Raw genomic sequence first — 26,358 nt, 5'->3', positions numbered from 1 at the left:
TCCGCAGCGGCCGCCGGGCCGGTTGTCGTCGCCTCCGACTACGCTGGAGGTCGATCGATCCCCTTCCCTGGAGCGTTAATGGCCGTCAACCTGGTCAATGTCGAGGCAGTCAGCAAGGTGTACGGCACCCGTGCCCTGCTCGACGGTGTCTCCCTCGGCGTGTCCGAGGGAGACCGGATCGGCGTCGTGGGGCGCAACGGCGACGGCAAGACGACCCTCATCCGGATGCTCGCCAAGCTGGAGGAGGCCGACTCCGGGCGGGTCACGCACAACGGCGGTCTCGTGCTCGGCGTGCTGACCCAGCACGACTCCCTCGACCCGGCGGCCACCGTGCGGCACGAGGTCATCGGTGACCTCGCCGATCACGAGTGGGCGGGCAACGCCAAGATCCGCGACGTGCTCACCGGCCTCTTCGGCGGGCTCGACATGCCGGGCTTCCCGCAGGGGCTCGACACCGTCATCGGGCCGCTCTCCGGTGGCGAGCGGCGCCGTATCGCGCTCGCGAAGCTGCTCATCGGCGAACCCGACCTGATCGTGCTCGACGAGCCGACCAACCACCTGGACGTCGAGGGCATCGCCTGGCTCGCCGAGCACCTGCGCACCCGGCGCTCGGCGCTCGTCTGCGTCACGCACGACCGCTGGTTCCTCGACCAGGTGTGCACGCGCATGTGGGACGTCCAGGCGGGGGCCGTCTTCGAGTACGAGGGCGGGTACTCCGACTACGTCTTCGCGCGTGCCGAGCGCGAGCGCATCGCGGCCACCGAGGAGACCAAGCGCAAGAACCTGATGCGCAAGGAGCTCGCCTGGCTGCGGCGCGGCGCCCCCGCCCGCACCAGCAAGCCGCGGTACCGCATCGAGGCCGCGAACGAACTCATCGCCGACGTGCCGCCGCCCCGCGACACCAGCGAGCTGATGAAGTTCGCGACGACCCGGCTCGGCAAGACCGTCTTCGATCTGGAGGACGTGACCGTGCAGGCCGGGCCCAAGGTGCTCCTCAAGCATCTGACCTGGCAGCTCGGCCCCGGCGACCGCATCGGCCTGGTGGGCGTGAACGGCGCGGGCAAGACCTCGCTCCTGCGGGCGATGGCCCAGGCGCAGCGCTCGGACGGCGACGTGCAGCCCGAGGCGGGGCGCGTGGCGGTCGGCAAGACCGTCAAGCTCGCCTATCTCTCGCAGGAAGTGGCCGAACTCTCCCCGACGCTGCGGGTGTTGCAGGCCGTGCAGCAGGTGCGCGAGCGGGTCGACCTCGGCAAGGGCCGGGAGATGACCGCGGGCCAGCTCTGCGAGACGTTCGGCTTCAACAAGGAGAAGCAGTGGACGCCCGTCGGCGACCTCTCCGGCGGCGAGCGGCGGCGGCTCCAGCTGCTGAGGCTCCTCATGGACGAGCCGAACGTCCTCTTCCTCGACGAGCCGACGAACGACCTCGACATCGAGACGCTGACGCAGCTCGAAGACGTCCTCGACGGCTGGCCCGGATCGATGGTCGTGATCTCCCACGACCGGTTCTTCCTGGAGCGCACCACCGACAAGATCTTCGCGCTGCTCGGCGACGCCACGATGCGGATGCTGCCGCGCGGCATCGACGAGTATCTGGAGCGGCGCAAGCGGATGGAGGCCGCGGGTGTCCCTGCGGCCCCTCTCGCTGCCTCCGCCGCGCAGGCTGCCGCCCCGCAGAAGGCGGCGGTCTCCTCCGCCGACGCCCGCGCCGCGAAGAAGGAACTCCAGAAGATCGAGCGGCAGCTGGACAAGATGTCCACGAAGGAAACGTGGCTCCACGCCCAAATCGCCGATAACGCCACCGACTTCGAAAAGGTGGCCAAACTGGACGCGGAGCTGCGCGAACTCGTGAGCGAGCGGGACGAGTTGGAGATGCGCTGGCTGGAGCTTGCGGAGAGCGCGTAGAGGTCTCGTAACGGACACATCACGGGCCGGTCCTCCCTTGGGAACAGGGGGCGGACCGGTCAGTTGTGCTAGGGGGACAGGGTGATAGAAAGGTCCGCCTGAGCACCACTTGGCGTGCCGAAAAATCAGTGAAGGGGGAAGCGCTGATGTCTCAGCCGCCCAACCAGCCGCCGTCCGGCGGTTTCGGAGCTCCGCAGGATCCGCAGCAGGGAGCGCCGCAGCCACCGGGTCAGCCGCCGCAGCCACCGGCCCAACCGCCACAGGCTCCGGGCCAGCCGCCGCAGGCTCCGCAGACCCCGCCGTCCGGGGCCCCGCAGACGCCGCCCGCGCCGCAGCCCGGCTACGGCTACCCGCAGACTCCGCCCGCGCCCCAGCCGGGGTACGGCTACCCGCAGTCCGGACCGTACAACCAGCCCGGACCGTACAACCAGCCCACCCAGCCGGCTCAGCCCGGCCCTTACAACCAGCCCACGCAGCCGGGCCCCTACGCCGCCCAGCCGCAGTACGGCTACCCGCAGCAGCAGTTCCCCGGCGGCCCCGGCGCGCCCGGAACCCCGCCCGCCGGTGGCAGCAAGAACCCGTTCAAGGGCAAGCCCGGCCTGATCGTGGCGGCCGTGGCGGCCGCGGCGCTGGTCATCGGCGGTGTCGCCTGGGCGGTCGTCGGCGGTGACGACGAGCCGAGCAAGAAGAAGCCCGTCGCCGGAAACAGCGACGACCCCAAGGCCAGCGGCTCCGCCCCGGTCAACCCGGGCGACGGCGACGGTGACGGCGACAAGGCCACGGAAGACCTCAACGCGGGCCGCCAGCCCGGCGAGTCGAAGGTGCTCTGGTACAAGGAGGCGCCCAAGGTGCCCGGCTCCGGCGCCGACGCCAAGGGCATGTGGATCCACGACGACATCGCGGTCAAGGCGGCGTTCAAGGAGATCACCGCCTACAAGGTCAAGACGGGCGACCAGGCCTGGCCGACGATCAAGTTCCCGCAGAAGATCTGTGGCACGACCCCGCAGATCTCGGACGACAACAAGATCGTCGTGGCGTACAAGGACGGCCAGAAGGACGACGCCAAGTGCAACCAGGTCCAGGTCGTCGACCTGAAGACCGGTGGCAAGGGCTGGGTGAAGCCGGTGAAGGAGGAGGGCCTCTTCGACATGTCGATGAGCACCGACCTCTCCCTCACGGGTGACACGGTGATGGTCGGCCGCTCCCAGTCCGGCACGGCACTGCGCCTGAGCGACGGCAAGGAGCTCTTCGTCGCCGACAAGAAGGACCCGGGGACCTGCTTCCCCAGCGGCTTCGCGGGCGGCAAGAAGATGCTCGTCGCCTACTCGTGCGGGGCGAGCTCGCCCAGCGAGCACGACGAGCTCGCGCAGCTCGACCCGAAGACCGGCAAGACCGTGTGGACGAAGAAGTTCCCCAAGGGCTGGAAGGTCGGGCGGATCTACTCCGAGAGCCCGACGATCGTGTACCTCACCAATGAGGACAAGAAGCAGTGGAACATCACCACGCTGAAGCCCAACAGCAGCGCCACCCGCTCCGAGGTCGCCGTCGACGAGAAGTTCGCGCCCGAGTGTGACGGCTCGACGTTCCTCGGCGGCAGCCTCCAGGGCTGCCTGGGCGCGACGACCGACGACAAGAACCTCTACCTGCCGACCGATGCGACGTCCGGCCCCAACGAGGTCGTGGCGATCAGCCTCAACACCGGCAAGGAGGCCTGGCGCACGAAGTCCCCTGCTGACGAATCGATGCTGCCGATCAAGGTCGAGGGCGATGCGGTCATCGGATACGTCAATCCCTCGTACGACTCCGGCGGCCAGGTCGTCTCGATCCCGCTGTCGGGCTCGCACAAGCCGAAGACGCTCCTGAAGAACCCCTCGGGGACCTCGGAGATCGAGAGCGGCTTCTACTCCAAGGCGATCGACTACGTGGACGGTCGCTTCTACATCTCCACCACGCGGCTCTCGGGCAGCGCAAAGGGCCAGGAGAAGCTGATGCTGGCCTACGGCAAGTGACTTCTCCGTCGGGCAAGTCGCCCTCTCCGTCGCTCAGTTCATCTCTCGTCCCCAAGGAATCGACGTCATGACCCAGCCGCCCCAGCCGCCCAACGAGCCCCCGCAGGGTGGGTTCGGCGCTCCTCAGGACCCCCCGCCGGGCGGGTTCGGCGCTCCCCAGGACCCGCCGCCGGGCGGTTTCGGCAAGGCTCCCGAGCCGAACAACCCGTCGTACGGCTACCCGCAGACCCCGCCGCAGACTCCGCCGCCGGCCCAGCCGCCGACGCAGCCCGCGGGCCAGCCGCAGGTCGCGCCGCCGCAGACGCCGCCTCCGCCGCCGCAGGGCCAGCCGGGCCAGCCGCAGGGCCAGCCCAACTACGGCTACCCGCAGGCGCCGCAGGCCCCCGGCACCCCGCCCCCCGGCCAGCCGCAGGGCTACGGCTACCCGGGCCAGCCGACCCAGCCGTACGGCCAGCAGGCCCCGTACAACCAGCAGCCTCCCTACGGCGCCTACCAGCAGCCGGGCACGATGCCGATGGCCCCGCAGGCCGGTGCGCCCGCGTCGGGCGGTTCGAAGCTCAGCGGCCAGATGAAGATCATCATCGGTGCGGTCGTCGCGATCGCCCTGATCGTCGGCGGCGGTGTCTTCTACGCCTCGACCTCGGGCAAGGACGACACCGAGGCGAGCTCCGAGGGCTCGACCGGCGGCGGCAAGGGCGGCGAGGAGAAGAAGGGCGGCGACGAGCAGGGCCCGAGCGGCCCCGGCTCGGAGAAGGTGCCGACCAACACCAGCGCCACCGTCTCCATGCAGATCCCGCAGCCCGAGGTGCCCAAGGACGACGTCTGGAGCATCAAGGGCTCCTGGCTCACCGATGACGTCTACGCCAAGGCGGGCGTCAACGAGATCGTCGGCTACAACCCCACCGACGGCAAGGAACTGTGGACCCTGCCGCTCGCGGGCCAGACCTGCGCGGGCTCGCGCGAGGTCACCAAGGACGGCGTCGTCGCGGTCGCCTACGAAGAGGCCAAGCGGACCAAGAAGGGCGACCACCAGACCTGCTCGCAGATCTCCGCGGTCGACCTGAAGGACGGCCGCAAGCTCTGGACGAAGAGCATCGACGAGGGCAGCTCGAAGGCCCGGATCGAGGAGCTCACCATCAGCGGCAACACCGTCGCGGTCGGTTCCAGCGCGGGCGGCGCCGCCTTCGACATCGCCGACAAGGGCAAGCTCCTGTGGGAGCCCACCGTGGGCGACGAGTGCCAGGACGAGGGCTACGCAGGCGGCGAGCAGCTCGTCGTCGTCCAGAAGTGCGGTGACTACGGCGACGAGAAGCTCAAGATCCAGCTCCTCGACCCCAAGACCGGCGACGACAAGTGGACCTACCCGGTGACGCCGGGCGTCGACAACGCCAAGATCATCTCGACGCGTCCCGTCGTCTTCGGCCAGGACACGCAGGAGATCACCGCGAGCGGTGTCACGGACGCGTTCTCGCTCGACGACAAGGGCAGGCTCCGCGCCAAGATCTCGCTGCCCGACGGCAAGTACGACCACGACTGCGAGGTCAACGTCGTCTACGCCTGCAGCTCGCTGGCCGTCGGCAACGACAAGCTCTACGTCCCGACCCGTCAGCACAAGGGCGGCGGCGACGGCTACAGCCAGACGAACGAGATCATTTCCTTCTCGCTGGAGACCGGCAAGACCACGGGTGACCGCGCCGACGCGGGCGAGAACGGCGAGATGTTCCCGATCCGCATGGACGGCGGCAACATCCTGGCGTACAAGGACGCGGGCTACGACAAGGGCGCCCAGGTCGTCTCCCTCAACGGCAAGACGATGAAGGAGACCAAGCTCCTGGAGACCCCGGCCGCCGAGTCGGTCGGCAGCGCGATCAGCAGCATGGTGCCGAAATCGAACGAACTCCTTTACGGGAACGGCAAGCTGTATCTCGGCAAGGAGCTGATCAGCAAGCCGTACTCGAAGGACGAGAAGGAGTACACGGCGCTGGGATTTGTCGCCCAGTAACCCCTGTGACCTCCGCGTACACACCGGACGGCCCCGTTCCCGGGAGGGAGCGGGGCCGTTTGCTGTTCCTGTTCGCCCCTCCGTACGTATGTACTGACGGGGGCTTTCTTATGGCCGGGATTTCGGCATTCCAGGCCGCTTCTCACCGGTAGGGGGCGCGCGACGTCGAACAAGCGTGTAGCTTCCGGGGCATGAGTGGGTGCGGGGCCGGGGGGCCCTCGATCCGTGGGGGATCCGTGGGGATATCTGGGGGGTTGCTCGATGGGTGTGCGGCTCATGGTGGTCGACGACCACCGACTGCTCGCCGAGGCACTCGCCTCGGCCTTAAAACTGCGCGGGCACCGGGTGCTCGCCGCGGCCGCGCCCGCGGCCGGGGCGGCGGAGCTGGTCATCAGCAGGGCACCCGAGGTCTGCCTGCTCGGCACGGCGACGCCGGCGGAGGCCGGCATGTTCGATCCGGTCGTGAAGATCAAGCGGGAGCGCCCGCAGGTCGCCGTGGTGGTGCTCGGCCCGGTGCCGAGCCCGCGCGGCATCGCCGCGGCCTTCGCCTCGGGGGCCTCCGGCTACGTACGTCATGACGAGCGCATAGAGGGAGTCGAGCGCGCCATCATGAAGGCGCGGGCGGGCGAGGCGGCCGTCGCCCCGCAACTGCTCCAGGGTGCGTTCAGCGAGCTGCTCAATCCGGCCGCGCAGCCCGACGACGAGGGGCAGCGGCTGCTGCAGATGCTGACGCCGCGCGAGGTCGAGGTCCTGGTGCGGGTCGCGGACGGCGAGGACACCCGGCTCATCGCCGCGGGGATGGGCATAGCGCCCAGCACGGCGCGCACGCACGTGCAGCGCGTCCTGATGAAACTGGGCGTCGGCTCCCGCCTGGAAGCCGCGGCCCTTGCCGCGCGGACCGGGCTGCTCGACCGCGCGGAGCGGCCCGTGGCCGCTTTCGCGAACGACGTGGAGACGCCGACGGGGCCCGAGTCACCGGCACGGTGAACTCGGGCCCCGCGGGGTGTGGTGCTATTCGCCTTCCGGGTCCTCGGTGGGCGGCGGGGTGGGGCGCAGCCACAGCCAGCCGAGGAAGAAGAGGCCGAGCGCCAGCATGGCCAGGCCCGTCCACAGGTTGATGTTGATGTCCTCCGCCTTGTTCATGTCGGCGTCGGACGGGGAGATGCCGGCGATCGTCACGATGATTCCGTAGACGACGAACAGACCGCCGATGATCCGCCGGATGTCGAAGAGGCGAGCCGCCGTGGCGGACTTGCGCTCCAGCTCGGAGACTTCGTTGTGCAGTTCAGACATGTTCCAGACCTCCGATCGGATTTAGAACGAGTAGGGGACGTAGCAGAGCGCGGCGAGCACGATGGCGCCCCAGCCGAGCAGCGCCGGCTTGCGGTACCAGGCGTCGTCGCCCTCGGCGGGCGGCTCCTCCAGGCCCGGTGAGGCCGTTCCGTAGACAAGCCCTGCCAGTTCGTTCTCCGGCTTGGGCGCGGTGAAGAGCGTGACCGCGACCATCACCACGGCACCGGCGACGAAGCCGACGATCGCCGAGACGAAGTTGGCGCCCTGGTCGGTCGGGATGTCGATGACGCCCTGCTTGTAGATGTAGAAGTAGTTGATCATCGCGGCGCCGGTGCCCGCGACCAGGCCCCACACGCCGGACTTCATCGAGGCCCGCTTCCAGAACATGCCGATGATGAAGACCACGAACATCGGGACGTTGAAGAAGGAGAACAGCGTCTGGAGGTACCCCATGATGTTCGAGAACGACGAGGCGATGAAGGCCGTTCCGATGGAGGCGAGGACGCCGATCGCGGTGATCAGACGGCCGAACTTGAGGTAGTAGCCGTCCTCGCGGTCCTTGACCACGTACTTCGCCCAGATGTCGTACGTGAAGACGGTGTTGAAGGACGACACGTTCGCCGCCATGCCCGCCATGAACGCCGCGAGCAGACCGGTGACCGCGATGCCGAGCACGCCGTTGGGCAGCAGCTCCTGCATCAGGTACGGGATCGCGTCGTTGTAGGTGAGGTCCGAGCCCGCCGTGCCGATCTTCGGGACGAGGACGGCCGCGACCAGGCCGGGGATCATCACCAGGAACACGATGAAGATCTTCGGGAAGGCGGCGATCAGCGGGGTGCGCTGGGCCGCGGAGAGGTTCTTCGCGGACAGGGCGCGCTGCACCTCGGCGAAGTTGGTCGTCCAGTAGCCGAAGGAGAGCACGAAGCCGAGGCCGAGGATGATCGTCAGCCAGTTCGCGCCCAGCGGGTTGGCGTCACCGATGCCGGTGCCGCCCCAGGCGGTCATGAAGTCACCGCCGTGCGACTTCTCCAGGGAGCCGGACAGGCCGTCCCAGCCGCCGACCTTCTTCAGGCCGATGACGCAGATCGGGATCAGGGCCGCCAGGATCACGAAGAACTGGAGGACCTCGTTGTAGATCGCCGAGGAGAGCCCGCCGATCGTGATGTACGCCAGGACGAAGAAGCCGGCGACCACGATCGCCACCCACTGCGGCCAGCCCAGAAGCGCTTCGACGACGATCGACAGGGCGTAGAGGTTCACGCCCGCGATGAGGATCGCGGCGAAGGCGAAGAGCGCCGAGCTGAGCAGGTGCGCCGACTTGTCGAAGCGCTGGAGCAGGTACTCGGGGACCGAGCGGACCTTGCTGCGGTAGTAGAACGGCATCATCACGAGGCCGAGGAAGACCATCGCGGGGATGGCGCCGATCCAGTACCAGTGGACGACGGCGACGCCGTACTGCGCGCCGGTCGCGGCCATGCCCAGGATCTCGGTGGCGCCGAGGTTGGCGGCGACGAACGCGAGACCGGTGACCCAGGCGGGCAGTGAACGGCCCGAGAGGAAGAAGTCGAGGCTGGTCTTCACGGAGCGCCGGGCGGCGAAGCCGATGCCCAGGACGACGGCGAAGTAGATCGCGAGGATCGCGTAGTCGAGGCCGTTGGTGGGCAGCCGAAGCCCCTCGGCCAGGGTCTGTGTGGGGGACTGCATGGGGAACTCGCTTCGTTGCGCGAACTGATCAGACCGGAACCTACGCTCATCTCTTCAATAACTGAAGACTTCTTTTGGTGTTCTTTGTTTGATTGTGATCGGGCCGGTCCCCGTACGTGTCATGCCGCGGGTCGTGACACGTGTCGCGCACGGCATTGACGATGCTGTTGCCTTGTGATTTGTTATGTTCGGTTATGTTGGGTGTGGGTGTTGGTGAGGAGCCCCGGACGTGAAGAAGACCTCGACCCGTCTCGCAGACGGTCGTGAGCTCATCTACTACGACTCGCGCGACGACGCCGTGCGCGACGCCGTCGACCGAAGGCCCCTGGACCCCATCTCCACCACCTCGGAGATCCGCAGGGACCCGCTCCTCGGTGACGCGGTGGCCATCGCGTCGCACCGCCAGGGCCGCACCTACCACCCGCCGGCCGACGAGTGCCCCCTGTGCCCCTCCGCGGGCGACCGGCTGAGCGAGATCCCCGACTCCTCGTACGACGTGGTGGTCTTCGAGAACCGCTTCCCCTCGCTGGCCGGGGACGCCGGACGGTGCGAGGTCGTCTGCTTCACCTCCGACCACGACTCGTCCTTCGCCGACCTCACCGAAGACCAGGCCCGCCTCGTCCTCGACGCGTGGACGGACAGGACCGCGGAGCTCTCGCACCTTCCCTCCGTCGAGCAGGTGTTCTGCTTCGAGAACCGCGGTGCCGAGATCGGCGTGACCCTGGGCCACCCGCACGGCCAGATCTACGCCTACCCCTTCGTCACCCCGCGTACGTCCCTGATGCTCAGGTCGCTCGCCGCGCACAAGGAGTCGACGGGCCGCAACCTCTTCGACGACGTCGTGGCCGACGAGTCGGCCGGCGAGCGCGTGGTCCTGCAGGCCGAGCACTGGGTGGCCTTCGTCCCCTACTCCGCGCACTGGCCCTACGAGGTCCACCTCTACCCCAAGCGCCGCGTCGCGGACCTGCTCGGGCTCGACGAGGCGGCACGCACAGAATTCCCCAAGGTCTATCTGGAACTGTTGAGGCGCTTCGACCGGATCTTCGGTAACGGTGGAACCGAGGGCGAGCCGCTCACGCCGTACATCGCGGCGTGGCACCAGGCTCCCTTCGGCGCGCTGGAGGAGCACGAAGGGGTCAATCGGGACGACTTCGCGCTCCACCTCGAGCTTTTCACCATTCGCCGCACTTCGGGCAAGCTGAAGTTCCTCGCGGGTTCCGAATCCGGCATGAGTGTGTTCATCAACGACGTGCCGCCGGAAGCCGCGGCCCAGCGACTGCGAGAGGTAGCGAGTTCATGAGCCGTAAGTACCTGGTCACCGGCGGGGCGGGCTATGTGGGAAGCGTGGTGGCCCAGCATCTGATCGAGGCCGGGCACGAGGTGACCGTCCTCGACAACCTCTCCACCGGGTTCCGCGAGGGCGTCCCGGCCGGTGCCGCGTTCATCGAGGGCGACATCCGCGATGCCGCCAAGTGGCTGGACTCCTCCTACGAAGCCGTGTTGCACTTCGCCGCCTTCTCGCAGGTCGGCGAGTCCGTCGTGAAGCCCGAGAAGTACTGGGACAACAACGTCGGCGGCACGATGGCGCTGCTCGCCGCGATGCGCGACGCGGGCGTGCGCAAGCTCGTCTTCTCCTCCACGGCGGCGACGTACGGCGAGCCGGTCAGCAGCCCCATCACCGAGACCGACCCGACCGCCCCGACCTCTCCGTACGGCGCCTCCAAGCTCGCCGTCGACCACATGATCACCGGCGAGGCCGCGGCCCACGGCCTGGGCGCGGTGTCCCTGCGCTACTTCAACGTGGCGGGCGCCTACGGCGAGTACGGCGAGCGGCACGACCCCGAGTCGCACCTCATCCCCCTCGTCCTCCAGGTCGCGCAGGGCAAGCGCGAGGCGATCAGCGTCTTCGGCGACGACTACCCGACCCCGGACGGCACCTGCGTCCGCGACTACATCCACGTCGCGGACCTCGCGCAGGCGCACCTCCTCGCCGTCGAGGCGGCCACCTCCGGCGAGCACCTGATCTGCAACCTCGGCAACGGCAACGGCTTCTCCGTGCGCGAGGTCATCGAGACCGTCCGCCAGGTCACCGGGCACCCGATCCCCGAGGTCATGGCCCCGCGCCGCGGCGGCGACCCGGCGGTCCTCGTCGCGTCGGCGGCCACCGCGCGGGAGCGGCTCGGCTGGAATCCGTCCCGCGCGGACCTCGCGGGCATCGTCGCCGACGCATGGGCGTTCGCCCAGCGCTGAGCAGGGGTTGAAGGGGAGAACTGATGGACGTAGCGGGCCAGTTCGCTGAGCTGTACGGGTACGAGCCGGACGGGGTGTGGTCGGCTCCGGGCCGGGTCAACCTCATCGGCGAGTACACGGACTTCAACGAGGGCTTCGTGATGCCGCTCGCCCTGCCGCACACCGCGGTGGCGGCGGTGGCACGCCGCTCCGACGGCATCCTGCGGCTGCATTCGGCGGACATCGACGCTCCGGTCGCCGAGCTGCGCGTCGAGGACCTCACGCCCCTTTCGAAGTACGGGCAGGGCGGCTGGGCCGCCTACCCGGCGGGCGTGGTGTGGGCGCTGCGGGACGCGGGCCACGACGTCTCCGGCGGCGCGGACATCCACCTCGCGTCGACCGTACCGACGGGGGCCGGCCTGTCCTCGTCGGCCGCCCTGGAGGTCGTCACGGCACTCGCCCTGAACGACCTGTACGAACTCGGGCTCGACGCACCCCGGTTGGCGGTCCTCGCGCAGCGCGCCGAGAACGCCTTCGTCGGCGTGCCGTGCGGCGTGATGGACCAGATGGCGTCCGCGTGCGCCACGGAGGGCCACGCCCTGCACCTGGACTGCCGTGACCTGTCGACCCGGCAGGTCCCCTTCGACCTCGCCGCACAGGGCCTGCAACTGCTCGTCGTCGACACCCGCGTCAAGCACGAGCTGGGCGACGGGGCGTACGCCGAGCGGCGGGCGGGCTGCGAGGAGGGCGCGCGCATCCTCGGCGTATCGCATCTGCGGGACGTCGCATACGCAGAACTCCCCTCGGCCCTGGCCAAGTTGACGGACGCCGACGAGAAGATCGGCCGCTACGTCCGTCACATCGTCTCGGACGACCACCGGGTCGAGCAGGTCATCGGCCTGCTCGACGCGGGCGACGTCCGCGCGATCGGCCCCGTCCTGACCGAGGGCCACGCGTCGCTGCGGGACGATCTGCGCATCTCCTGCGAGGAGTTGGACCTGGTCGTGACCACCGCGAACGCGGCGGGCGCGATCGGCTCCCGGATGACGGGCGGCGGCTTCGGCGGCTCGGCGATCGTCCTCGTGGAGGAGGTCGACGCGGAACCGGTGACAAAGTCAATCCTGGAGGCCTTCACCGCAGCGGGCTACACGGCCCCACGGGTGTTCCCGGCGGTCCCTTCAGCGGGGGCACGACGGCTGGCGTGAACCGGCCCCGACCGGCCCTTACCGGCTGTCACCTCAGGCCAGTTTCTTCGTCAGGGTGAACTCCTTGGCGCCCTGGGGGTAGTCCGGGATGACCGAAACCACCTCGTAGCCCTGGTCGCGGTAGAAGCCGGGGGCCTGGAAGTCCCAGGTTTCCACGCGGGAGTTGAGACAGTTTCGGTCGTCCCGGGCGATGCGTTCGGCCTCTGCGAGCAGCTGTCTGCCCAGTCCCGCCCCCTGATGGGCCTCGCTGACCCAGAGGTGGTTCACGTGGAGCCAGCGGCCCCAGGTGTGGCCTGCGAGGCCGCCGACGAGGCCCTGCGTGTGCTCCATCAGCCATACGGCCAGCGGTGATTCACGATATTCGGGGGTGCCGCGCAGGGAGCGGATCACCGGTGAGGCAGCGTCGTTGGAGGCCTGGAGGCCGGCCAGAAGAAGAGCGAACCGCTCCTTGTCTACTCCTGTCTCAATACGAAACATACGGCTCACCATAAACGCGCTGGCCAGTCAGTTCTGTAAATTACCTTCCGCTCCTGCCGTGCGGCCCTACTCTGAGTGGCAGTGCCGGTGGGGGCCGGCACTGATCAGGGGGCGAGACAGTCGGGTACGACGCCCGGCGATGGGGGTAGCAGTCACAGCTCGGCGGCGGCCGTGCGACTGCGGCGACCCCCGTTCCGGGTGTCGTACCCGTACCGTACGCGTCCTCCGACGTTGGGGTATCCCCTGCTCTTCGAGGAGAGCCTGGGGGAGGGGGTTTCAGTGGTTCGTATCCGAGTCCTGGTCGTCGACGACCATCGCATCTTCGCCGAGTCGCTCGCAGCGGCACTGGCGGCGGAGCCCGACGTCGACGTGTCCGCGGCGGGCAGCGGCCCGGCCGCACTGCGCTGCCTGGAGCGGGCGATAGCCGAGGGGCGCAGATACGACGTGCTGCTCGTCGACGCCGACCTGGGCGCGTCCGCGAGCGCCGTACAGGGCGTCAGGCCCGCGCCCTCCGTGCAGGAGGGCAACGCGGACGGCCTGGTGGACGGCATCTCCCTGGTGGCCGGGGTCCGTTCGGGCCAGCCCATGGTCCGTACGGTCGTGCTCGCCGAGAAGGACGACCCGCGCCGGGCCGCCCTCGCGCTGCAGGCCGGCGCATCGGGCTGGGTCGCCAAGGACTGCTCGCTTTCCCGGCTCCTGACGGTCATAAGGGGCGTGCTGCGGGAGGAGACCCATCTGCCGCCCGCGCTGCTCACCGGCGTCCTGCGCGAGCTCACCGCCGCCCGCAAGCACCGCACGGAATCCGAGCGCCTGGTGGAGTCCCTGACCCCGCGCGAGCGCGAGGTGCTGCGCTGCATGGTGGCGGGCCTGGGCAGGAAGGCCGTGGCCGAGCGTCTCTTCCTCTCCCCGCACACGGTGCGTACGCACATGCAGAACGTGCTGGGGAAGCTGGGCGTGCACTCCACGCTCGCGGCCGTCGCCCTCGCGCGCAGGGCCGGGGTCGGCCCGGTCGACCTAGCCGGGGATGTTGTCGAACGGGGCGGTCAACTGGCGTAGCAGCCCGGCCAGTTCACCGCGCTGCCCGCGCGAGAGTTCGGCGAGGATCGCCCGCTCCTGCTTGAGGAGGCCGGCGAGGGCCTGGTCGGCGCGGTCCCGGCCTTCGCCGGTCAGCCGCACGAGCACGCCCCGCCGGTCACTGGGGTCCGGAAGCCGCTCCACCAGGCCCTTCTTCGCGAGCCGGTCGATGCGGTTGGTCATCGTGCCGGACGTCACCAGGGTCTGGGTCAGGAGCTGTCCGGGGGAGAGCTGGTACGGCGAGCCCGCGCGCCGCAGCGACGTCAGGACGTCGAACTCCCACGGCTCCAGATTGTGCTCCGAGAACGCGAGCCGACGGGCCCTGTCGAGATGCCGCGCGAGCCTGCTGACACGGCTGAGCACCTCGAGTGGTTCCACGTCGAGGTCGGGGCGCTCCCGGCGCCATGCTGCGACCAGACGGTCGACCTCGTCCTCCATGACGATCAGTGTAGGGGGTCTGTCGACATGAAGTCTCTTGACGTCAAGATACTTCGGGGTTGAGTATGACGGCACGGCGTTCGTACGGAGCCTTACGAAGTCGTACGGCGCCGACATCCCGAACCTAGGAGGGCCCTCCCCATGACCGCTGCCCCCACTCCCACCTGGGACCCCGGCCAGTATCTGCGCCACGCCGGCCACCGAGCCCGCCCCTTCGTCGACCTCCTGGCCCGCGTTCCCGAACTCCCCGCCGCGAAGGGGCGCCCGCCGCGCATCGCGGACCTGGGCTGCGGCCCCGGCAACGTCACCCGGCTCCTGGCCGAGCGCTGGCCCGCCGCGCACATCACCGGCTTCGACAACTCCGCACAGATGCTGGAACAGGCCGCGCGCCTCGCGGGGCCCACGTCCGGCGGCGGCCGCCTGGACTTCGCCGCGGCGGACGCGGCGGACTGGACACCGCCCGCGGGCACGTACGACCTGATCCTGTCCAACGCGACGCTCCAGTGGGTGCCGGGCCACGCGGACTCCTTCCCCGCCTGGGTGGCGGCGCTGGCCTCCGGCGGGACCTTCGCCTTCCAGGTGCCCGGCAACTTCGACGCCCCGAGCCATGTCCTGATGCGGGAGCTGAGCGAGTCCGAGCGGTGGCGGGACCGGCTCGGCGGGCGGCTGCGGCACGCCGACGCGGTGCTCTCGCCCGCGGCCTATCTGGAGCGCCTTGTCGCGGCGGGGTGCGAGGTGGACGCCTGGGAGACGACGTACCTGCATCTCCTCGAAGGGAAGGACCCGGTCCTCGACTGGGTCAAGGGCACGGGCCTGCGGCCGGTCCTGACGGCCCTCGCGGACGACGACGAGGCGCGGGAGGCGTTCCTCTGCGAGTACCGGGAGCTGCTGCGCAAGGCGTACCCCGCGGGCGCGGGCGGCACCGTGTTCCCCTTCCGCAGGGTCTTCGCGGTGGCCCGGCGGGCGGGCTGACGCATGACACTCGTCGGCATCGACCACGTACAGCTCGCCGCGCCACCCGGCAGCGAACCGGCGCTACGGGCCTACTACGTCGGCGTACTGGACATGACGGAGATTCCCAAGCCGCCCGCACTCGCCGCGCGCGGCGGCTGCTGGTTCCTCGCGGGCGGCGTCCAGCTGCACCTGGGCATCGAGGCCGGCTTCCGCCCCGCGCGGAAGGCACATCCGGGGCTGCGGGTACGGGACATCTCCGCGTACGCGCAACGCCTCGTCTCCCGGGGCGTCCCCGTCACCTGGGACGACGCCCTGCCGGGCCACCGCCGCTTCTACGCCGACGACCCGGTGGGCAACCGCCTGGAATTCCTGGAACCGGAGCAGCCCTAGCCCCGCCCCGTAGCCCCGCCACGGGCTAACTCTTGCGGTGCCCTATCAGCCGCGGCTTCGGCTCCAGGCCGTCCAGGCCGTGCCACGCCAGATTCACCAGATGCGCCGCCACCTCCGCCTTCTTCGGCTTGCGGGCATCCAGCCACCACTGGCCCGTCAGGGCCACCATGCCGACCAGCGCCTGCGCGTACAGCGGCGCCAGCTTCTGGTCGAAGCCCCGCGTCTTGAACTCCTGGCCCAGGATGTCCTCCACCTGCGTCGCGATGTCCGAGATCAGCGAGGCGAAGGTGCCCGTCGACTGCGCCACCGGCGAGTCGCGCACCAGGATGCGGAAGCCGTCCGTATACGTCTCGATGTAGTCCAGGAGAGCGAACGCCGCCTGTTCGAGGAGCTCACGCGGATGCCCCGCCGTCAGCGCCCCCGTCACACCGTCGAGCAGCGCCCGCATCTCGCGGTCCACCACCACCGCGTACAGGCCCTCCTTGCCGCCGAAGTGCTCGTACACGACGGGCTTGGAGACACCGGCCTTCGCCGCGATCTCCTCCACCGACGTGCCCTCGAAGCCCTTGGCGGCGAAGAGCGTGCGGCCGATGTCCAGCAACTGCTCCCGGCGCTCGGCACCCGTCATCCGCGTCCGGCGCGCACGCCGGGGCTGCTTCTCTTTGCTGCTGGAAGGGCTGGGATTACTGGAGTCGGTCGCCACGTCGTCAATCATGCCGGGCCGACGGTCTTCGGCTTCCGGCGGGAGTCGATACGGGACTCCGAAGGCCAGCGCACGTCCGTCGCCCACCCCAGCTGCTCGCACCAGCGGATGATCCGCGCCGACGAGTCGACCTGGCCCCGCAGCACACCATGCCGGGCCGACGTCGGATCGGCGTGGTGGAGGTTGTGCCAGGACTCGCCGCAGGACAGGACCGCGAGCCACCACACGTTGCCCGAACGGTCACGCGACTTGAAGGGACGTTTGCCCACCGCGTGGCAGATCGAGTTGATCGACCACGTGACGTGGTGCAGCAGCGCCACCCGGACAAGCGAACCCCAGAAGAACGCCGTGAAAGCGCCCCACCACGACATCGTCACCAGGCCGCCCACCAGCGGCGGAATCGACAGCGAAACGATCGTCCAGAACAGGAACTGGCGGGAGATCCGACGGAGCGCCGGGTCCTTGATCAGATCCGGCGCGTACTTCTCCTGCGGCGTCTGCTCCTCGTCGAACATCCAGCCGATGTGCGCCCACCACAGGCCCTTCATCAGCGCCGGAACCGTCTCGCCGAAACGCCACGGCGAATGCGGGTCGCCCTCCGCGTCCGAGAACTTGTGGTGCTTGCGGTGATCCGCCACCCAGCGCACCAGGGGCCCCTCCACCGCCATCGACCCCGCCACGGCCAGCGCGATCCGCAGCGGACGCTTCGCCTTGAAGGAACCGTGCGTGAAATACCGGTGGAAACCGATCGTGATGCCGTGGCAGCCCAGGTAGTACATGAACACGAGCAGGCCGAGGTCCAGCCAGCTCACCCCCCAGCCCCAGGCCAGCGGCACCGCCCCGACCAGGGCGACGAACGGGACCGTGATGAACGCGAGCAGCGCGAACTGTTCGAGCGACCGTTTCTGCTCACCCCCCAGCGTCGCGGACTGACCGGAGGGTGACGAGACGGTGTCGGTAGTCGGTCGCGAAGCGTCTTCGATCACATCGGTGGCTGAATACGCATCGGAAGATGTCGGCATGGGCACGTCCCCTGTGGGGTCGAGGGTTGAGGGTCACGACGCGAGTGCGGCGGGCACATGATCACGGGTCCCGCGTTATCTACGGTCCCGTAACCTACGGCGACGTAAGTATGGCAGCGCGGAACCCCGCGGCAAGAGGCTGCGAGTCCGTGCCGCGATGTGACACCTATCCTTGGGAACGGTCGGACAGCGCGGTCCGCTCTCTATTTCCCCCGGAACGCGGATTTATATCCGGCCCGGGACCCCCTCCCAGACCTGACGTGCTTCAACACTGCAAGGAGCCGCACCTGTGAGCAGTGCCGACGACCAGACCACCACGGCCAGCACCGAGCTGCGCGCCGACATCCGCCGCCTCGGCGATCTGCTGGGCGAGACCCTCGTACGTCAGGAGGGCTCAGAGCTCCTCGAACTGGTCGAGAAGGTCCGCCGCCTGACGCGCGAGGACGGCGAGGCCGCGGCCCGCCTGCTCGGTGGCACCGAACTGGAGACCGCGGCCAAGCTGGTCCGCGCCTTCTCCACGTACTTCCACCTGGCGAACGTGACCGAGCAGGTCCACCGCGGACGCGAGCTGCGCGCCCGGCGCGCCGCCGAGGGCGGGCTCCTGACCCGCACCGCCGACCGGCTCAAGGACGCCGACCCCGAGCACCTGCGCCAGACCGTGGAGCACCTCAACGTGCGCCCCGTCTTCACCGCGCACCCCACCGAGGCCGCCCGCCGCTCCGTCCTCAACAAGCTGCGCCGCATCGCGGAACTCCTGGAGACCCCGGTCATCGAGTCCGACCGGCGCCGCCACGACACCCGCCTCGCCGAGAGCATCGACCTGGTGTGGCAGACCGACGAGCTGCGCGTCGTCCGCCCGGAACCCGCCGACGAGGCACGCAACGCCATCTACTACCTGGACGAGCTGCACGCCGGCGCCGTCGGGGACGTACTGGAAGACCTCACCGCCGAGCTGGAGCGCGTCGGCGTCCAGCTGCCGGAAGGCACCCGCCCCCTCACCTTCGGCACCTGGATCGGCGGCGACCGCGACGGCAACCCCAACGTGACGCCCGCCGTCACCTGGGACGTCCTGATCCTCCAGCACGAGCACGGCATCAACGACGCCCTCGCCCTCGTCGACGAACTGCGCGGCTTCCTCTCCAACTCCATCCGCTACACCGGAGCTACCGAGGAACTCAAGGCGTCCCTCCAGCTCGACCTGGAGCGGCTGCCCGAGATCAGCCCCCGCTACAAGCGGCTGAACTCCGAGGAGCCCTACCGCCTCAAGGCCACCTGCATCCGGCAGAAGCTGGAGAACACCAAGGAGCGCCTGGCCCGCGGCACCGCCCACGAGGACGGCCGCGACTACCTCGGCACCGGCGAACTCCTGCACGACCTCACCCTCGTCCAGACCTCGCTGCGCGAGCACAAGGGCGCCCTGTTCGCCGACGGCCGGATGAACCGCACCATCCGTACGCTCGCCGCGTTCGGCCTCCAGCTCGCCACCATGGACGTACGGGAACACGCCGACGCCCACCACCACGCGCTCGGCCAGCTCTTCGACCGCCTGGGCGAGGAATCCTGGCGCTACGTGGACATGCCGCGCGAATACCGCCAGAAGCTGCTCGCCAAGGAACTGCGCTCCCGCAGGCCGCTCGGCCCGTCCCCGGCCCCCCTCGACGCCGCCGGCGAGAAGACCCTCGGGGTCTTCCTCACCATCAAGAAGGCCCTGCAAGTCTTCGGACCCGAGGTCATCGAGTCGTACATCATCTCGATGTGCCAGGGCGCCGACGACGTCTTCGCGGCCTCCGTCCTCGCCCGCGAGGCCGGACTCATCGACCTGCACGCCGGCTGGGCCAAGATCGGCATCGTGCCGCTCCTGGAGACCACGGACGAACTGCGCGCCGCCGACGTCATCCTCGACGAGATGCTCGCCGACCCCTCGTACCGCCGCCTCGTCGCGCTGCGCGGCGACGTCCAGGAGGTCATGCTCGGCTACTCGGACTCGTCCAAGTTCGGCGGCATCACCACCTCCCAGTGGGAGATCCACCGCGCCCAGCGGCGGCTGCGTGACGTCGCGCACCGCTACGGCGTACGGCTGCGGCTCTTCCACGGCCGCGGCGGCACCGTCGGCCGCGGCGGCGGCCCCTCGCACGACGCGATCCTCGCGCAGCCCTGGGGCACCCTGGAGGGCGAGATCAAGGTGACCGAGCAGGGCGAGGTCATCTCCGACAAGTACCTCGTGCCGTCCCTGGCCCGCGAGAACCTGGAACTGACCGTCGCGGCCACACTGCAGGCATCCGCCCTGCACACGGCGCCGCGCCAGTCCGACGAGGCCCTCGCCCGCTGGGACGCCGCCATGGACGTGGTGAGCGACGCGGCCCACACCGCCTACCGCAAGCTCGTCGAGGACCCGGACCTGCCCTCGTACTTCCTCGCGTCGACGCCGGTGGACCAGCTCGCCGAGCTCCACCTGGGCTCGCGTCCCTCGCGCCGCCCGGGCTCGGGCGTCTCGCTCGACGGACTGCGCGCCATCCCGTGGGTCTTCGGCTGGACGCAGTCGCGGCAGATCGTGCCGGGCTGGTTCGGCGTCGGCTCGGGCCTCAAGGCGCTGCGGGAGGCCGGTCTGGACACCGTGCTCGGCGAGATGCAGGAGCACTGGCACTTCTTCCGGAACTTCCTCTCGAACGTCGAGATGACGCTCGCGAAGACGGACCTGCGGATCGCCCGCCACTACGTGGACACGCTCGTCCCCGACGAGCTGAAGCACGTCTTCGACGTGATCGAGGCGGAGCACGCGCTCACCGTCCAGGAAGTCCTGCGGATCACCGGCGGCACGGAGCTCCTCGACAGCAACCCGGAGCTCCAGCAGACCTTCGCCATCCGTGACGCCTACCTGGACCCGATCTCGTACCTCCAGGTCGCGCTCCTGAAGCGCCAGCGGGACGCGGCGGCGGCGGACGAGGAAGCGGACCCCTTGCTGGGCCGCGCCCTGCTCCTCACCGTCAACGGCGTGGCGGCGGGCCTGCGCAACACGGGCTGATTTTCACTGGCGGAGGCGCCTTGCTCTGGCGGGGCGCCTTCACCGGGGGCCTGTGCCGCCGCTGCGCGGCGGATTTTTCCCGCCCACCCACCCGTTACCCCACGAGGCACTCGGGTGGGTGGGCGGGCTTGTGTGTGGAGCAAGGACGGCGTGCCCCATGCCGGTGACGTGACCCGCGGGTCAGAACGCCAGGGTCACGAAAGACGCCGTCAGCAGGGCGCCGCCCGACAGCGCCAGGGTCCAGGCCGTGCGGGGGAGGCGCAGGCCGCCCGCGACCACCACCGAGGACAGGAGCAGCGCGCCGCCCAGGGGGAGCCAGGCGTGGAGGAAGCCGGGGCCACCCGTGCGGACCACCTCGGACGTACCGGGCTTCACCGCCACCGGAACCCGCATCCCCTTCTCCTCCGCGATCGAGCGGTCGATCTCGACCCGGTCGCGCGGCTCGAAACCCTCGGTGGAAGGGACGTACGAACCGACGCACGTGTCGGAGGAGCACCGCGTCACCCGCATCGTGCCCCGCTCACGATCGTCGGAGAGCATCACGTGCTGCGCGGTGCCCCAGGACGCCCAGACGCCGGCGACGAGCAGCAGCACCGCGACCGCGCCCATCGCCGTCCGGCGGAGGAGCAGCAGCGCGTTCATGGCGGCGATCCTTGGCCATGGGGATGCGCTCAGTCAACAGCCCCGGGCAAGTGCTGACGAGTTGTTCTTACAAGTCGTGATTACGAGTTGTACGAACTCTGCGCCCGCTCCAACCCCTCGATCACCAGCGCCTCCGCGGAATCCGCCGCCCGGTCCACGAAGTAACCCAGCTCCTTGCGCTCCGCTGAAGCGAAATCCTTCAGGACGAAGTCCGCCACCTGCATACGGCCCGGCGGACGCCCGATCCCGAACCGCACCCGGTGGTAGTCGGAGCCCATCGCCTTCGTCATCGACTTCAGACCGTTGTGGCCGTTGTCGCCGCCGCCCAGCTTCAGCCGCAGCGTGCCGTAGTCGATGTCCAGCTCGTCGTGGACGGCGACGATGTTCGCCGTCGGCACCTTGTAGAAGTCGCGCAGCGCCGTCACCGGACCGCCCGACACATTCATGTACGACATCGGCTTCGCCAGGACGACACGGCGGCTCAGCGGACCCGCGGGACCGATCCGCCCCTCGAGCACCTGCGCCTGCGCACGCCCGCTCCGCTTGAACGAGCCGCCGATCCGCTCCGCGAGGAGATCGGCCACCATGAAGCCCACGTTGTGCCGGTTCATGGCGTACCCGGGGCCTGGATTGCCCAGACCCACGATCAGCCAGGGCGCGCCGGGATCCGTCGTCATCTGCATGTCTCCTTCATAACCCGACCGCCGCCCCGCGCGGGAGCGCGGAGCGGCGGTCGGCAGAGTCGAGCCCGAAGCTCAGACGGTAGCGGTCGAGGCTCAGGCCTCGGCGCCCTCGCCCTCACCCTCGGCGTCCTCGGTGACCTCCTCGGCCTGCGCGGCCAGGACCTGGAGGACGACGGTGTCCTCCTCGACGGCCAGGGACGTGCCGGCGGGCAGCTTGATGTCCTTGGCGAGGACGGTCGCACCGGCCTCGAGACCGGCGATGGAGACGGTGACCGACTCCGGGATGTGCGTGGCCTCGGCCTCGACGGGCAGCGCGTTCAGCACGTGCTCGAGCAGGTTGCCGCCCGGGGCGAGCTCACCCTCGGTGTGGACGAACACGTCGACGTTGACCTTCTCGCCCTTGCGGACGAGGAGCAGGTCGACGTGCTCCAGGATGCCGATGCGCACGGCGTCACGCTGGACGGCCTTGGGGATGACCAGCTGGCTCTTGCCGTCGATGTCCAGGTTGATCAGGACGTTCGGGGTCTTGAGCGCCATCAGGGTGCCGTGGTGCGGCAGCGTGATGTGGATCGGGTCCGAGCCGTGGCCGTAGACGACGGCGGGAAGCTTGTCGGCGCGACGCAGACGGCGGGCGGCGCCCTTGCCGAACTCGCTGCGGACCTCGGCGGTGATCTTCACCTCGGACATGTGCACTCCTCGTATGAGCGGTGACGGAACAGAGTCGGTCACCCGGCCACGACTTACTGGCCTGCTACGAAGAGCGCGTCGATAACGGACCGCCGTACTGCAATGAGTACGGCCTCCCTCGCCGAGCAACTCGCTGAGTCTACCCGGCGGGGAGGCCGCCTCAGAAATCGATCTTCAGTGGGCCCGCGGGCGAGCCCGCAGGGACTAGGCCTGCTCGTCGAAGAGGCTCGTCACCGAACCGTCCTCGAAGACCTCACGCACCGCGTTCGCGATGGTCGGCGCGATCGAGAGCACCGTGATCTTGTCGAGCTCCAGGTCACCCGGGTCGGGCAGCGTGTCCGTGAACACGAACTCGCTCACCTTGGAGTTCTTCAGACGGTCCGCGGCCGGACCGGAGAGCACGCCGTGCGTCGCCGTCACGATGACGTCCTCCGCACCGTGCGCGAACAGCGCGTCGGCGGCGGCGCAGATCGTGCCACCCGTGTCGATCATGTCGTCGACCAGCACGCAGACGCGGCCCTCGACCTCACCCACGACCTCGTGGACGGTGACCTGGTTGGCGACGTCCTTGTCGCGGCGCTTGTGCACGATGGCCAGCGGGGCGCCCAGACGGTCGCACCAGCGGTCGGCGACACGCACGCGGCCCGCGTCGGGGGAGACCACGGTCAGCTTCGAACGGTCGACCTTCGCGCCCACGTAGTCCGCGAGAATCGGCAGCGCGAAGAGGTGGTCGACCGGGCCGTCGAAGAAGCCCTGGATCTGGTCCGTGTGCAGGTCGACCGTGAGGATGCGGTCCGCGCCCGCGGTCTTCATCAGATCGGCCACCAGACGGGCCGAGATCGGCTCGCGGCCACGGTGCTTCTTGTCCTGGCGCGCGTAGCCGTAGAACGGCACGATCACGGTGATGGAGCGGGCCGACGCGCGCTTCAGCGCGTCGATCATGATCAACTGCTCCATGATCCACTTGTTGATCGGAGCCGTGTGGCTCTGGATCAAGAAGCAGTCCGCCCCACGAGCCGACTCCTGATACCGCACATAGATCTCGCCGTTGGCGAAATCGAAAGCCTTCGTCGGCACGATGCCGACACCCAGCTTGTGTGCGACCTCCTCGGCCAACTCGGGGTGGGCGCGGCCGGAGAAGAGCATCAACTTCTTCTCGCCGGTCGTCTTGATCCCGGTCACAGCACTAGTCTCCTCAGACGAGTTTTTCCCGCTGCCGTCCCCGCGCGCTCCGGAAAATCGCAGTCCGCAGCGCTGAGCCGGCCGAAATGGTGTGCACCTATCACGGTACGCCGTGTCCGACGCACCTGTTTCCGGTCAGCTTCCGCCGGCCGCATTCCCGGGCTTCCCGGACGACGCCTCCGCCGCCCTCGCGGCCGCGCTGCCCGGACGCTTGCGCGCCACCCAACCCTCGATATTCCTTTGCTGGCCACGGGCCACAGCCAGCGAACCGGCCGGAACGTCCTTCGTGATGACCGACCCCGCAGCCGTGTAAGCACCGTCCCCGACCGTGACAGGAGCCACAAACATGTTGTCCGAACCCGTCTTGCAGTGCGACCCCACCGTCGTGTGGTGCTTGGCCTCACCGTCGTAGTTCACGAACACGCTCGCGGCGCCGATGTTCGTGTAATCACCGATCGTCGCGTCACCCACATACGAAAGATGCGGAACCTTCGTCCCCTCACCGATCGACGCGTTCTTCATCTCCACGTACGTACCCGCCTTGGCCTTCAGGCCGAGCCGGGTACCCGGCCGCAGATACGCGAACGGACCCACGCTCGCCTGCTCCCCGACCTCCGAGTCGTACGCGACCGTGTTGTCCACCCGCGCACCCGCACCCACCCTGGTGTTCGTCAGACGCGTATTGGGACCGACCTCGGCACCCTCACCGAGATGCGTGACGCCGTGCAACTGCGTGCCGGGGTGCACCAGCGCGTCCTGCTCGTACGTCACCGTCGCGTCGATCCACGTCGACGCCGGGTCCACGACCGTCACACCCGCCAGCATCGCCTCCGTCAGCAGGCGGTCGTTCAAGGTGCGGCGGGCCTCGGCCAGTTGCACGCGGTTGTTGATCCCCGCGATCTCCTCGTGATCACCGGTGACGGCAGCACCCACGCGATGCCCCGCTTCACGCAGGATCCCCAGAACATCAGTCAGGTACTCCTCACCCTGGCTGTTGTCCGTACGCACCTTGCCCAGCGCCTGCGCGAGCAACTGCCCGTCGAACGCGAAAACCCCGGAGTTGATCTCACGGATCGCACGCTGCGCCTCGGTGGCGTCCTTGTGCTCGACGATGGCCGTCACCGCGCCGCTTTCGCCGTCCCGCACGATGCGGCCGTACCCGGTCGCGTCCGGGACCTCGGCCGTGAGCACCGTCACGGCGTTCCCGTCGCCGGTGTGCGTCGCGGCCAGCTGCTGCAGGGTCGCGCCAGTCAGCAGCGGGGTGTCGCCGCAGACGACGATGACGGTTCCGTCCACGGTGCCGCCGAGCTCCTCCAGGCCGATGCGGACGGCGTGACCGGTGCCCTTCTGCTCGCTCTGGTAGGCGGTGCGCACGTCCGGAGCGATGGTCCCCAGGTGCGCGACGACCTTCTCGCGAGCGAACCCGACGACGGTGACGAGCCGCTGGGGGCTCAGCGCGTACGCGGCTTCGAGCACGTGCCCGATGAGAGAACGCCCGCAGATCTCATGCAGGACCTTGGGGGTGGCCGACTTCATGCGGGTGCCCTCACCCGCTGCAAGGACGACGACGGCTGCCGGGCTGTTGGCGCTCACGGGGGTGCCCTTCGGCTTCGGATGTGCGGGGAGTGGACATCCGCAGGATACCGGGGCGTTGTGGGACGGAAATGAGGGCGGGTCCTGACCTTGAAGGTCAGGACCCGGCAAAAGGTGCGGCTCCCCCATCAGGATTTGAACCTGAACAGACGGTACCAAAAACCGCAGTGCTGCCTGATTACACCATGGGGGATTAAACACGACTAAACCGGACATTCGGTCAGGTCGCCGTGTCGGCACCCAACACTATGCCGTACCAAGCGCCTTCCATGCGACGGTACAGTTCGGCACCTTTCATGACGTAGACCGTCAGGCAGCCCCGGTAAGCGGTGCTGATGTTCTTTCGGTTGGTCCGAGGGTTGTGTTTCTTGAGGGTGGCCCGCTGAAGGGTTGCGGCGTCGACTCCGACCAGTCCGGCCCAGAACTCCTCGGCTTCCTTCACGTCTGCGGACTCGTGGATGCTGACGCGGAAGCGCATGCGCTCGCGTTCCACGCCGAGCAGTTCGAGCCAGCGCAGGTAGAGACTGATGACGTTCGGGTCGCTGTTGATGAACTGCAATCGCTCGGTGTGCAGCTCGTTGTAGGCCTTGTCCTTGCCGCCCTCTGCCCAATACAGGACCACGCCTGCGAGAAACAGTTCGCGGTCCGACAAGGTGCCGACCGCCTGCCTTGCGGCCTCCTTCGTGCGCTGCCGCTCCCCGTCCCGCATCGCCAGCTCGTGGTCCCACCGTTTCCGCGCCGCCAGCTTCGCCTGTTCCGAGGGGTTCCGTCGCTCCGGCTTCGGCAGATCTCGTACCCACAGGGAGATCGAACTCTTGGAGCAGCCCAGCTCCAGTTGGATCCGGTCGTACGTCCAGCCCTGGAGCCGCAGCTCCCGCGCCCGCTCCCGCAGGTCGTCCTTCGCGTTCGGGCGCTTCGTCCACTCCGGGGGCGGCTCGCCCTCCAGGAGGCGGTTGAGGATGTCGTTGTTGTGGATGAAGAGCCGGTCGCGGATCTGGCGGCGGCTCAAGCCTTCGCGCCGCAGCGCGATCGCCCGTTCCCGCAACCCCTCGAAGTCCGCGTACTTGCCCGTGATTTCCGTCATGTGGCAAGCCTTGTCCGGAATGCGGACGTCCGACTGGAGAGCGGGAGCGGTTCAGCAGTTCGA

23 protein-coding genes and 1 tRNA gene are annotated in these 26,358 nt (G+C 69.1%); 11 read left to right on the top strand and 13 right to left on the bottom strand.

The window, feature by feature from the left end; all coding sequences use genetic code 11:
- Window positions 1-78: 78 nt before the first annotated feature.
- The 4 genes from ABZ906_RS27200 (at window position 79) to ABZ906_RS27185 (ending at window position 6,900) form a co-directional block, all read left to right on the top strand.
- Window positions 79-1,902 (top strand): ABC-F family ATP-binding cassette domain-containing protein, encoded by a 1,824-nt coding sequence (locus ABZ906_RS27200; protein WP_361195254.1) that lies wholly within the window; start codon window positions 79-81, stop codon window positions 1,900-1,902.
- Window positions 1,903-2,048: 146 nt separating this feature from the next.
- Window positions 2,049-3,911, top strand: a complete 1,863-nt coding sequence (locus tag ABZ906_RS27195) for a PQQ-binding-like beta-propeller repeat protein (protein ID WP_361195255.1) — start codon at window positions 2,049-2,051, stop codon at window positions 3,909-3,911.
- A 67-nt stretch (window positions 3,912-3,978) separates the two neighbouring features.
- On the top strand, window positions 3,979-5,913 hold the full coding sequence (locus ABZ906_RS27190) for a PQQ-binding-like beta-propeller repeat protein (RefSeq protein WP_361386894.1): 1,935 nt from the start codon (window positions 3,979-3,981) through the stop codon (window positions 5,911-5,913).
- Window positions 5,914-6,174: 261 nt separating this feature from the next.
- Window positions 6,175-6,900: a LuxR C-terminal-related transcriptional regulator gene (locus ABZ906_RS27185; protein ID WP_361195258.1), complete on the top strand. Its 726-nt coding sequence runs from the start codon at window positions 6,175-6,177 to the stop codon at window positions 6,898-6,900.
- Window positions 6,901-6,924: 24 nt separating this feature from the next.
- On the opposite strand, the gene ABZ906_RS27180 is transcribed toward ABZ906_RS27185, so the two are convergent.
- A complete protein-coding gene (locus ABZ906_RS27180) occupies window positions 6,925-7,206 on the bottom strand; it encodes a hypothetical protein (protein WP_361195260.1) in 282 nt (93 codons plus the stop codon).
- A 21-nt stretch (window positions 7,207-7,227) separates the two neighbouring features.
- Window positions 7,228-8,910 (bottom strand): sodium:solute symporter family protein, encoded by a 1,683-nt coding sequence (locus ABZ906_RS27175; protein ID WP_361195262.1) that lies wholly within the window; start codon window positions 8,908-8,910, stop codon window positions 7,228-7,230.
- 229 nt (window positions 8,911-9,139) lie between these two features.
- Here ABZ906_RS27175 and galT point away from each other — a divergent pair, with 229 nt between their 5' ends.
- From galT to galK, 3 genes are read left to right on the top strand one after another with little or no spacing between them, the layout of a single operon-like run.
- A complete protein-coding gene (gene galT / locus ABZ906_RS27170; protein WP_361386891.1) occupies window positions 9,140-10,210 on the top strand; it encodes a galactose-1-phosphate uridylyltransferase in 1,071 nt (356 codons plus the stop codon).
- The gene (galE, locus tag ABZ906_RS27165; protein WP_361386888.1) at window positions 10,207-11,160 is read left to right on the top strand and encodes a UDP-glucose 4-epimerase GalE; all 954 of its coding nucleotides are present in this window, start codon (window positions 10,207-10,209) and stop codon (window positions 11,158-11,160) included. The genes galT and galE overlap by 4 nt, the downstream gene beginning before the upstream one ends.
- Before the next feature lie 23 nt (window positions 11,161-11,183).
- A complete protein-coding gene (gene galK / locus ABZ906_RS27160) occupies window positions 11,184-12,344 on the top strand; it encodes a galactokinase (protein ID WP_361386885.1) in 1,161 nt (386 codons plus the stop codon).
- 33 nt (window positions 12,345-12,377) lie between these two features.
- Here galK and ABZ906_RS27155 read toward each other — a convergent pair whose 3' ends face one another.
- Window positions 12,378-12,833 carry a GNAT family N-acetyltransferase gene (locus tag ABZ906_RS27155; protein ID WP_361386882.1) on the bottom strand — a complete coding sequence of 152 codons (456 nt, stop codon included), beginning with the start codon at window positions 12,831-12,833 and terminating at the stop codon, window positions 12,378-12,380.
- 267 nt (window positions 12,834-13,100) lie between these two features.
- On the opposite strand from ABZ906_RS27155, the gene ABZ906_RS27150 reads away from it, so the two are divergent.
- Window positions 13,101-13,877 carry a response regulator transcription factor gene (locus ABZ906_RS27150; protein WP_160505515.1) on the top strand — a complete coding sequence of 259 codons (777 nt, stop codon included), beginning with the start codon at window positions 13,101-13,103 and terminating at the stop codon, window positions 13,875-13,877.
- Here the strand turns inward: ABZ906_RS27150 and tamR are convergent.
- Complete coding sequence (gene tamR, locus ABZ906_RS27145) at window positions 13,836-14,333, bottom strand: MarR family transcriptional regulator TamR (RefSeq protein WP_361195271.1); 498 nt, start codon at window positions 14,331-14,333, stop codon at window positions 13,836-13,838. The two genes, ABZ906_RS27150 and tamR, sit on opposite strands and share 42 nt — an antisense overlap.
- Before the next feature lie 141 nt (window positions 14,334-14,474).
- Between tamR and ABZ906_RS27140 the strand changes: the two genes are divergently transcribed.
- On the top strand, window positions 14,475-15,305 hold the full coding sequence (locus tag ABZ906_RS27140) for a trans-aconitate 2-methyltransferase (protein WP_361386878.1): 831 nt from the start codon (window positions 14,475-14,477) through the stop codon (window positions 15,303-15,305).
- Between the two features lie 3 nt (window positions 15,306-15,308).
- Window positions 15,309-15,677, top strand: coding sequence for a VOC family protein (locus ABZ906_RS27135; RefSeq protein ID WP_361386875.1), 369 nt, complete (start codon window positions 15,309-15,311; stop codon window positions 15,675-15,677).
- A gap of 25 nt (window positions 15,678-15,702) precedes the next feature.
- On the opposite strand, the gene ABZ906_RS27130 is transcribed toward ABZ906_RS27135, so the two are convergent.
- Window positions 15,703-16,392 (bottom strand): TetR/AcrR family transcriptional regulator, encoded by a 690-nt coding sequence (locus tag ABZ906_RS27130; RefSeq protein WP_361195276.1) that lies wholly within the window; start codon window positions 16,390-16,392, stop codon window positions 15,703-15,705.
- The gene (locus ABZ906_RS27125) at window positions 16,389-17,402 is read right to left on the bottom strand and encodes a fatty acid desaturase (RefSeq protein WP_361386872.1); all 1,014 of its coding nucleotides are present in this window, start codon (window positions 17,400-17,402) and stop codon (window positions 16,389-16,391) included. The genes ABZ906_RS27130 and ABZ906_RS27125 overlap by 4 nt, the downstream gene beginning before the upstream one ends.
- A gap of 289 nt (window positions 17,403-17,691) precedes the next feature.
- Between ABZ906_RS27125 and ppc the strand changes: the two genes are divergently transcribed.
- Window positions 17,692-20,424: a phosphoenolpyruvate carboxylase gene (gene ppc / locus ABZ906_RS27120; protein WP_361195280.1), complete on the top strand. Its 2,733-nt coding sequence runs from the start codon at window positions 17,692-17,694 to the stop codon at window positions 20,422-20,424.
- A gap of 180 nt (window positions 20,425-20,604) precedes the next feature.
- On the opposite strand, the gene ABZ906_RS27115 is transcribed toward ppc, so the two are convergent.
- The 7 genes from ABZ906_RS27115 to ABZ906_RS27085 all read right to left on the bottom strand — a co-directional run bounded on the left by ABZ906_RS27115 (window position 20,605) and on the right by ABZ906_RS27085 (window position 26,295).
- A complete protein-coding gene (locus tag ABZ906_RS27115; RefSeq protein ID WP_361195282.1) occupies window positions 20,605-21,066 on the bottom strand; it encodes a hypothetical protein in 462 nt (153 codons plus the stop codon).
- An 80-nt stretch (window positions 21,067-21,146) separates the two neighbouring features.
- On the bottom strand, window positions 21,147-21,749 hold the full coding sequence (pth, locus tag ABZ906_RS27110) for an aminoacyl-tRNA hydrolase (RefSeq protein WP_361386869.1): 603 nt from the start codon (window positions 21,747-21,749) through the stop codon (window positions 21,147-21,149).
- Between the two features lie 93 nt (window positions 21,750-21,842).
- A complete protein-coding gene (locus tag ABZ906_RS27105) occupies window positions 21,843-22,436 on the bottom strand; it encodes a 50S ribosomal protein L25/general stress protein Ctc (RefSeq protein WP_361195286.1) in 594 nt (197 codons plus the stop codon).
- 204 nt (window positions 22,437-22,640) lie between these two features.
- The gene (locus tag ABZ906_RS27100; RefSeq protein ID WP_190083527.1) at window positions 22,641-23,618 is read right to left on the bottom strand and encodes a ribose-phosphate diphosphokinase; all 978 of its coding nucleotides are present in this window, start codon (window positions 23,616-23,618) and stop codon (window positions 22,641-22,643) included.
- A gap of 135 nt (window positions 23,619-23,753) precedes the next feature.
- A complete protein-coding gene (gene glmU, locus ABZ906_RS27095; RefSeq protein WP_361386866.1) occupies window positions 23,754-25,211 on the bottom strand; it encodes a bifunctional UDP-N-acetylglucosamine diphosphorylase/glucosamine-1-phosphate N-acetyltransferase GlmU in 1,458 nt (485 codons plus the stop codon).
- 120 nt (window positions 25,212-25,331) lie between these two features.
- A tRNA-Gln gene (locus ABZ906_RS27090) sits at window positions 25,332-25,404 on the bottom strand.
- Between the two features lie 27 nt (window positions 25,405-25,431).
- Entirely contained in the window at window positions 25,432-26,295 is an 864-nt protein-coding gene (locus ABZ906_RS27085) for a hypothetical protein (protein WP_361386863.1), read from the bottom strand.
- Window positions 26,296-26,358: the final 63 nt, after the last annotated feature.

Source organism: Streptomyces sp. NPDC046925, assembly GCF_040644915.1.
In the GTDB taxonomy this organism is placed as follows: domain Bacteria; phylum Actinomycetota; class Actinomycetes; order Streptomycetales; family Streptomycetaceae; genus Streptomyces.
The sequence above is the reverse complement of the archived record's forward strand: the minus strand, read 5'-3'. Positions and strand labels throughout refer to the sequence as shown.

Bases quoted from the DNA above. Each gene is read 5' to 3' on its own strand.
- ABZ906_RS27175 (WP_361195262.1), bottom strand. From the start codon at position 8,910: ATGCAGTCCCCCACACAGACCCTGGCCGAGGGGCTTCGGCTGCCCACC.
- ABZ906_RS27115 (WP_361195282.1), bottom strand. From the start codon at position 21,066: ATGAACGCGCTGCTGCTCCTCCGCCGGACGGCGATGGGCGCGGTCGCG.
- ABZ906_RS27195 (WP_361195255.1), top strand. From the start codon at position 2,049: ATGTCTCAGCCGCCCAACCAGCCGCCGTCCGGCGGTTTCGGAGCTCCG.
- galK (WP_361386885.1), top strand. From the start codon at position 11,184: ATGGACGTAGCGGGCCAGTTCGCTGAGCTGTACGGGTACGAGCCGGAC.
- ABZ906_RS27180 (WP_361195260.1), bottom strand. From the start codon at position 7,206: ATGTCTGAACTGCACAACGAAGTCTCCGAGCTGGAGCGCAAGTCCGCC.
- ABZ906_RS27085 (WP_361386863.1), bottom strand. From the start codon at position 26,295: ATGACGGAAATCACGGGCAAGTACGCGGACTTCGAGGGGTTGCGGGAA.
- ABZ906_RS27130 (WP_361195276.1), bottom strand. From the start codon at position 16,392: ATGATTGACGACGTGGCGACCGACTCCAGTAATCCCAGCCCTTCCAGC.
- ABZ906_RS27125 (WP_361386872.1), bottom strand. From the start codon at position 17,402: ATGCCGACATCTTCCGATGCGTATTCAGCCACCGATGTGATCGAAGAC.
- ABZ906_RS27185 (WP_361195258.1), top strand. From the start codon at position 6,175: ATGGGTGTGCGGCTCATGGTGGTCGACGACCACCGACTGCTCGCCGAG.
- ABZ906_RS27135 (WP_361386875.1), top strand. From the start codon at position 15,309: ATGACACTCGTCGGCATCGACCACGTACAGCTCGCCGCGCCACCCGGC.
- pth (WP_361386869.1), bottom strand. From the start codon at position 21,749: ATGCAGATGACGACGGATCCCGGCGCGCCCTGGCTGATCGTGGGTCTG.
- ABZ906_RS27155 (WP_361386882.1), bottom strand. From the start codon at position 12,833: ATGGTGAGCCGTATGTTTCGTATTGAGACAGGAGTAGACAAGGAGCGG.
- galE (WP_361386888.1), top strand. From the start codon at position 10,207: ATGAGCCGTAAGTACCTGGTCACCGGCGGGGCGGGCTATGTGGGAAGC.
- ABZ906_RS27105 (WP_361195286.1), bottom strand. From the start codon at position 22,436: ATGTCCGAGGTGAAGATCACCGCCGAGGTCCGCAGCGAGTTCGGCAAG.
- ABZ906_RS27190 (WP_361386894.1), top strand. From the start codon at position 3,979: ATGACCCAGCCGCCCCAGCCGCCCAACGAGCCCCCGCAGGGTGGGTTC.
- tamR (WP_361195271.1), bottom strand. From the start codon at position 14,333: ATGGAGGACGAGGTCGACCGTCTGGTCGCAGCATGGCGCCGGGAGCGC.
- ABZ906_RS27200 (WP_361195254.1), top strand. From the start codon at position 79: ATGGCCGTCAACCTGGTCAATGTCGAGGCAGTCAGCAAGGTGTACGGC.
- ABZ906_RS27140 (WP_361386878.1), top strand. From the start codon at position 14,475: ATGACCGCTGCCCCCACTCCCACCTGGGACCCCGGCCAGTATCTGCGC.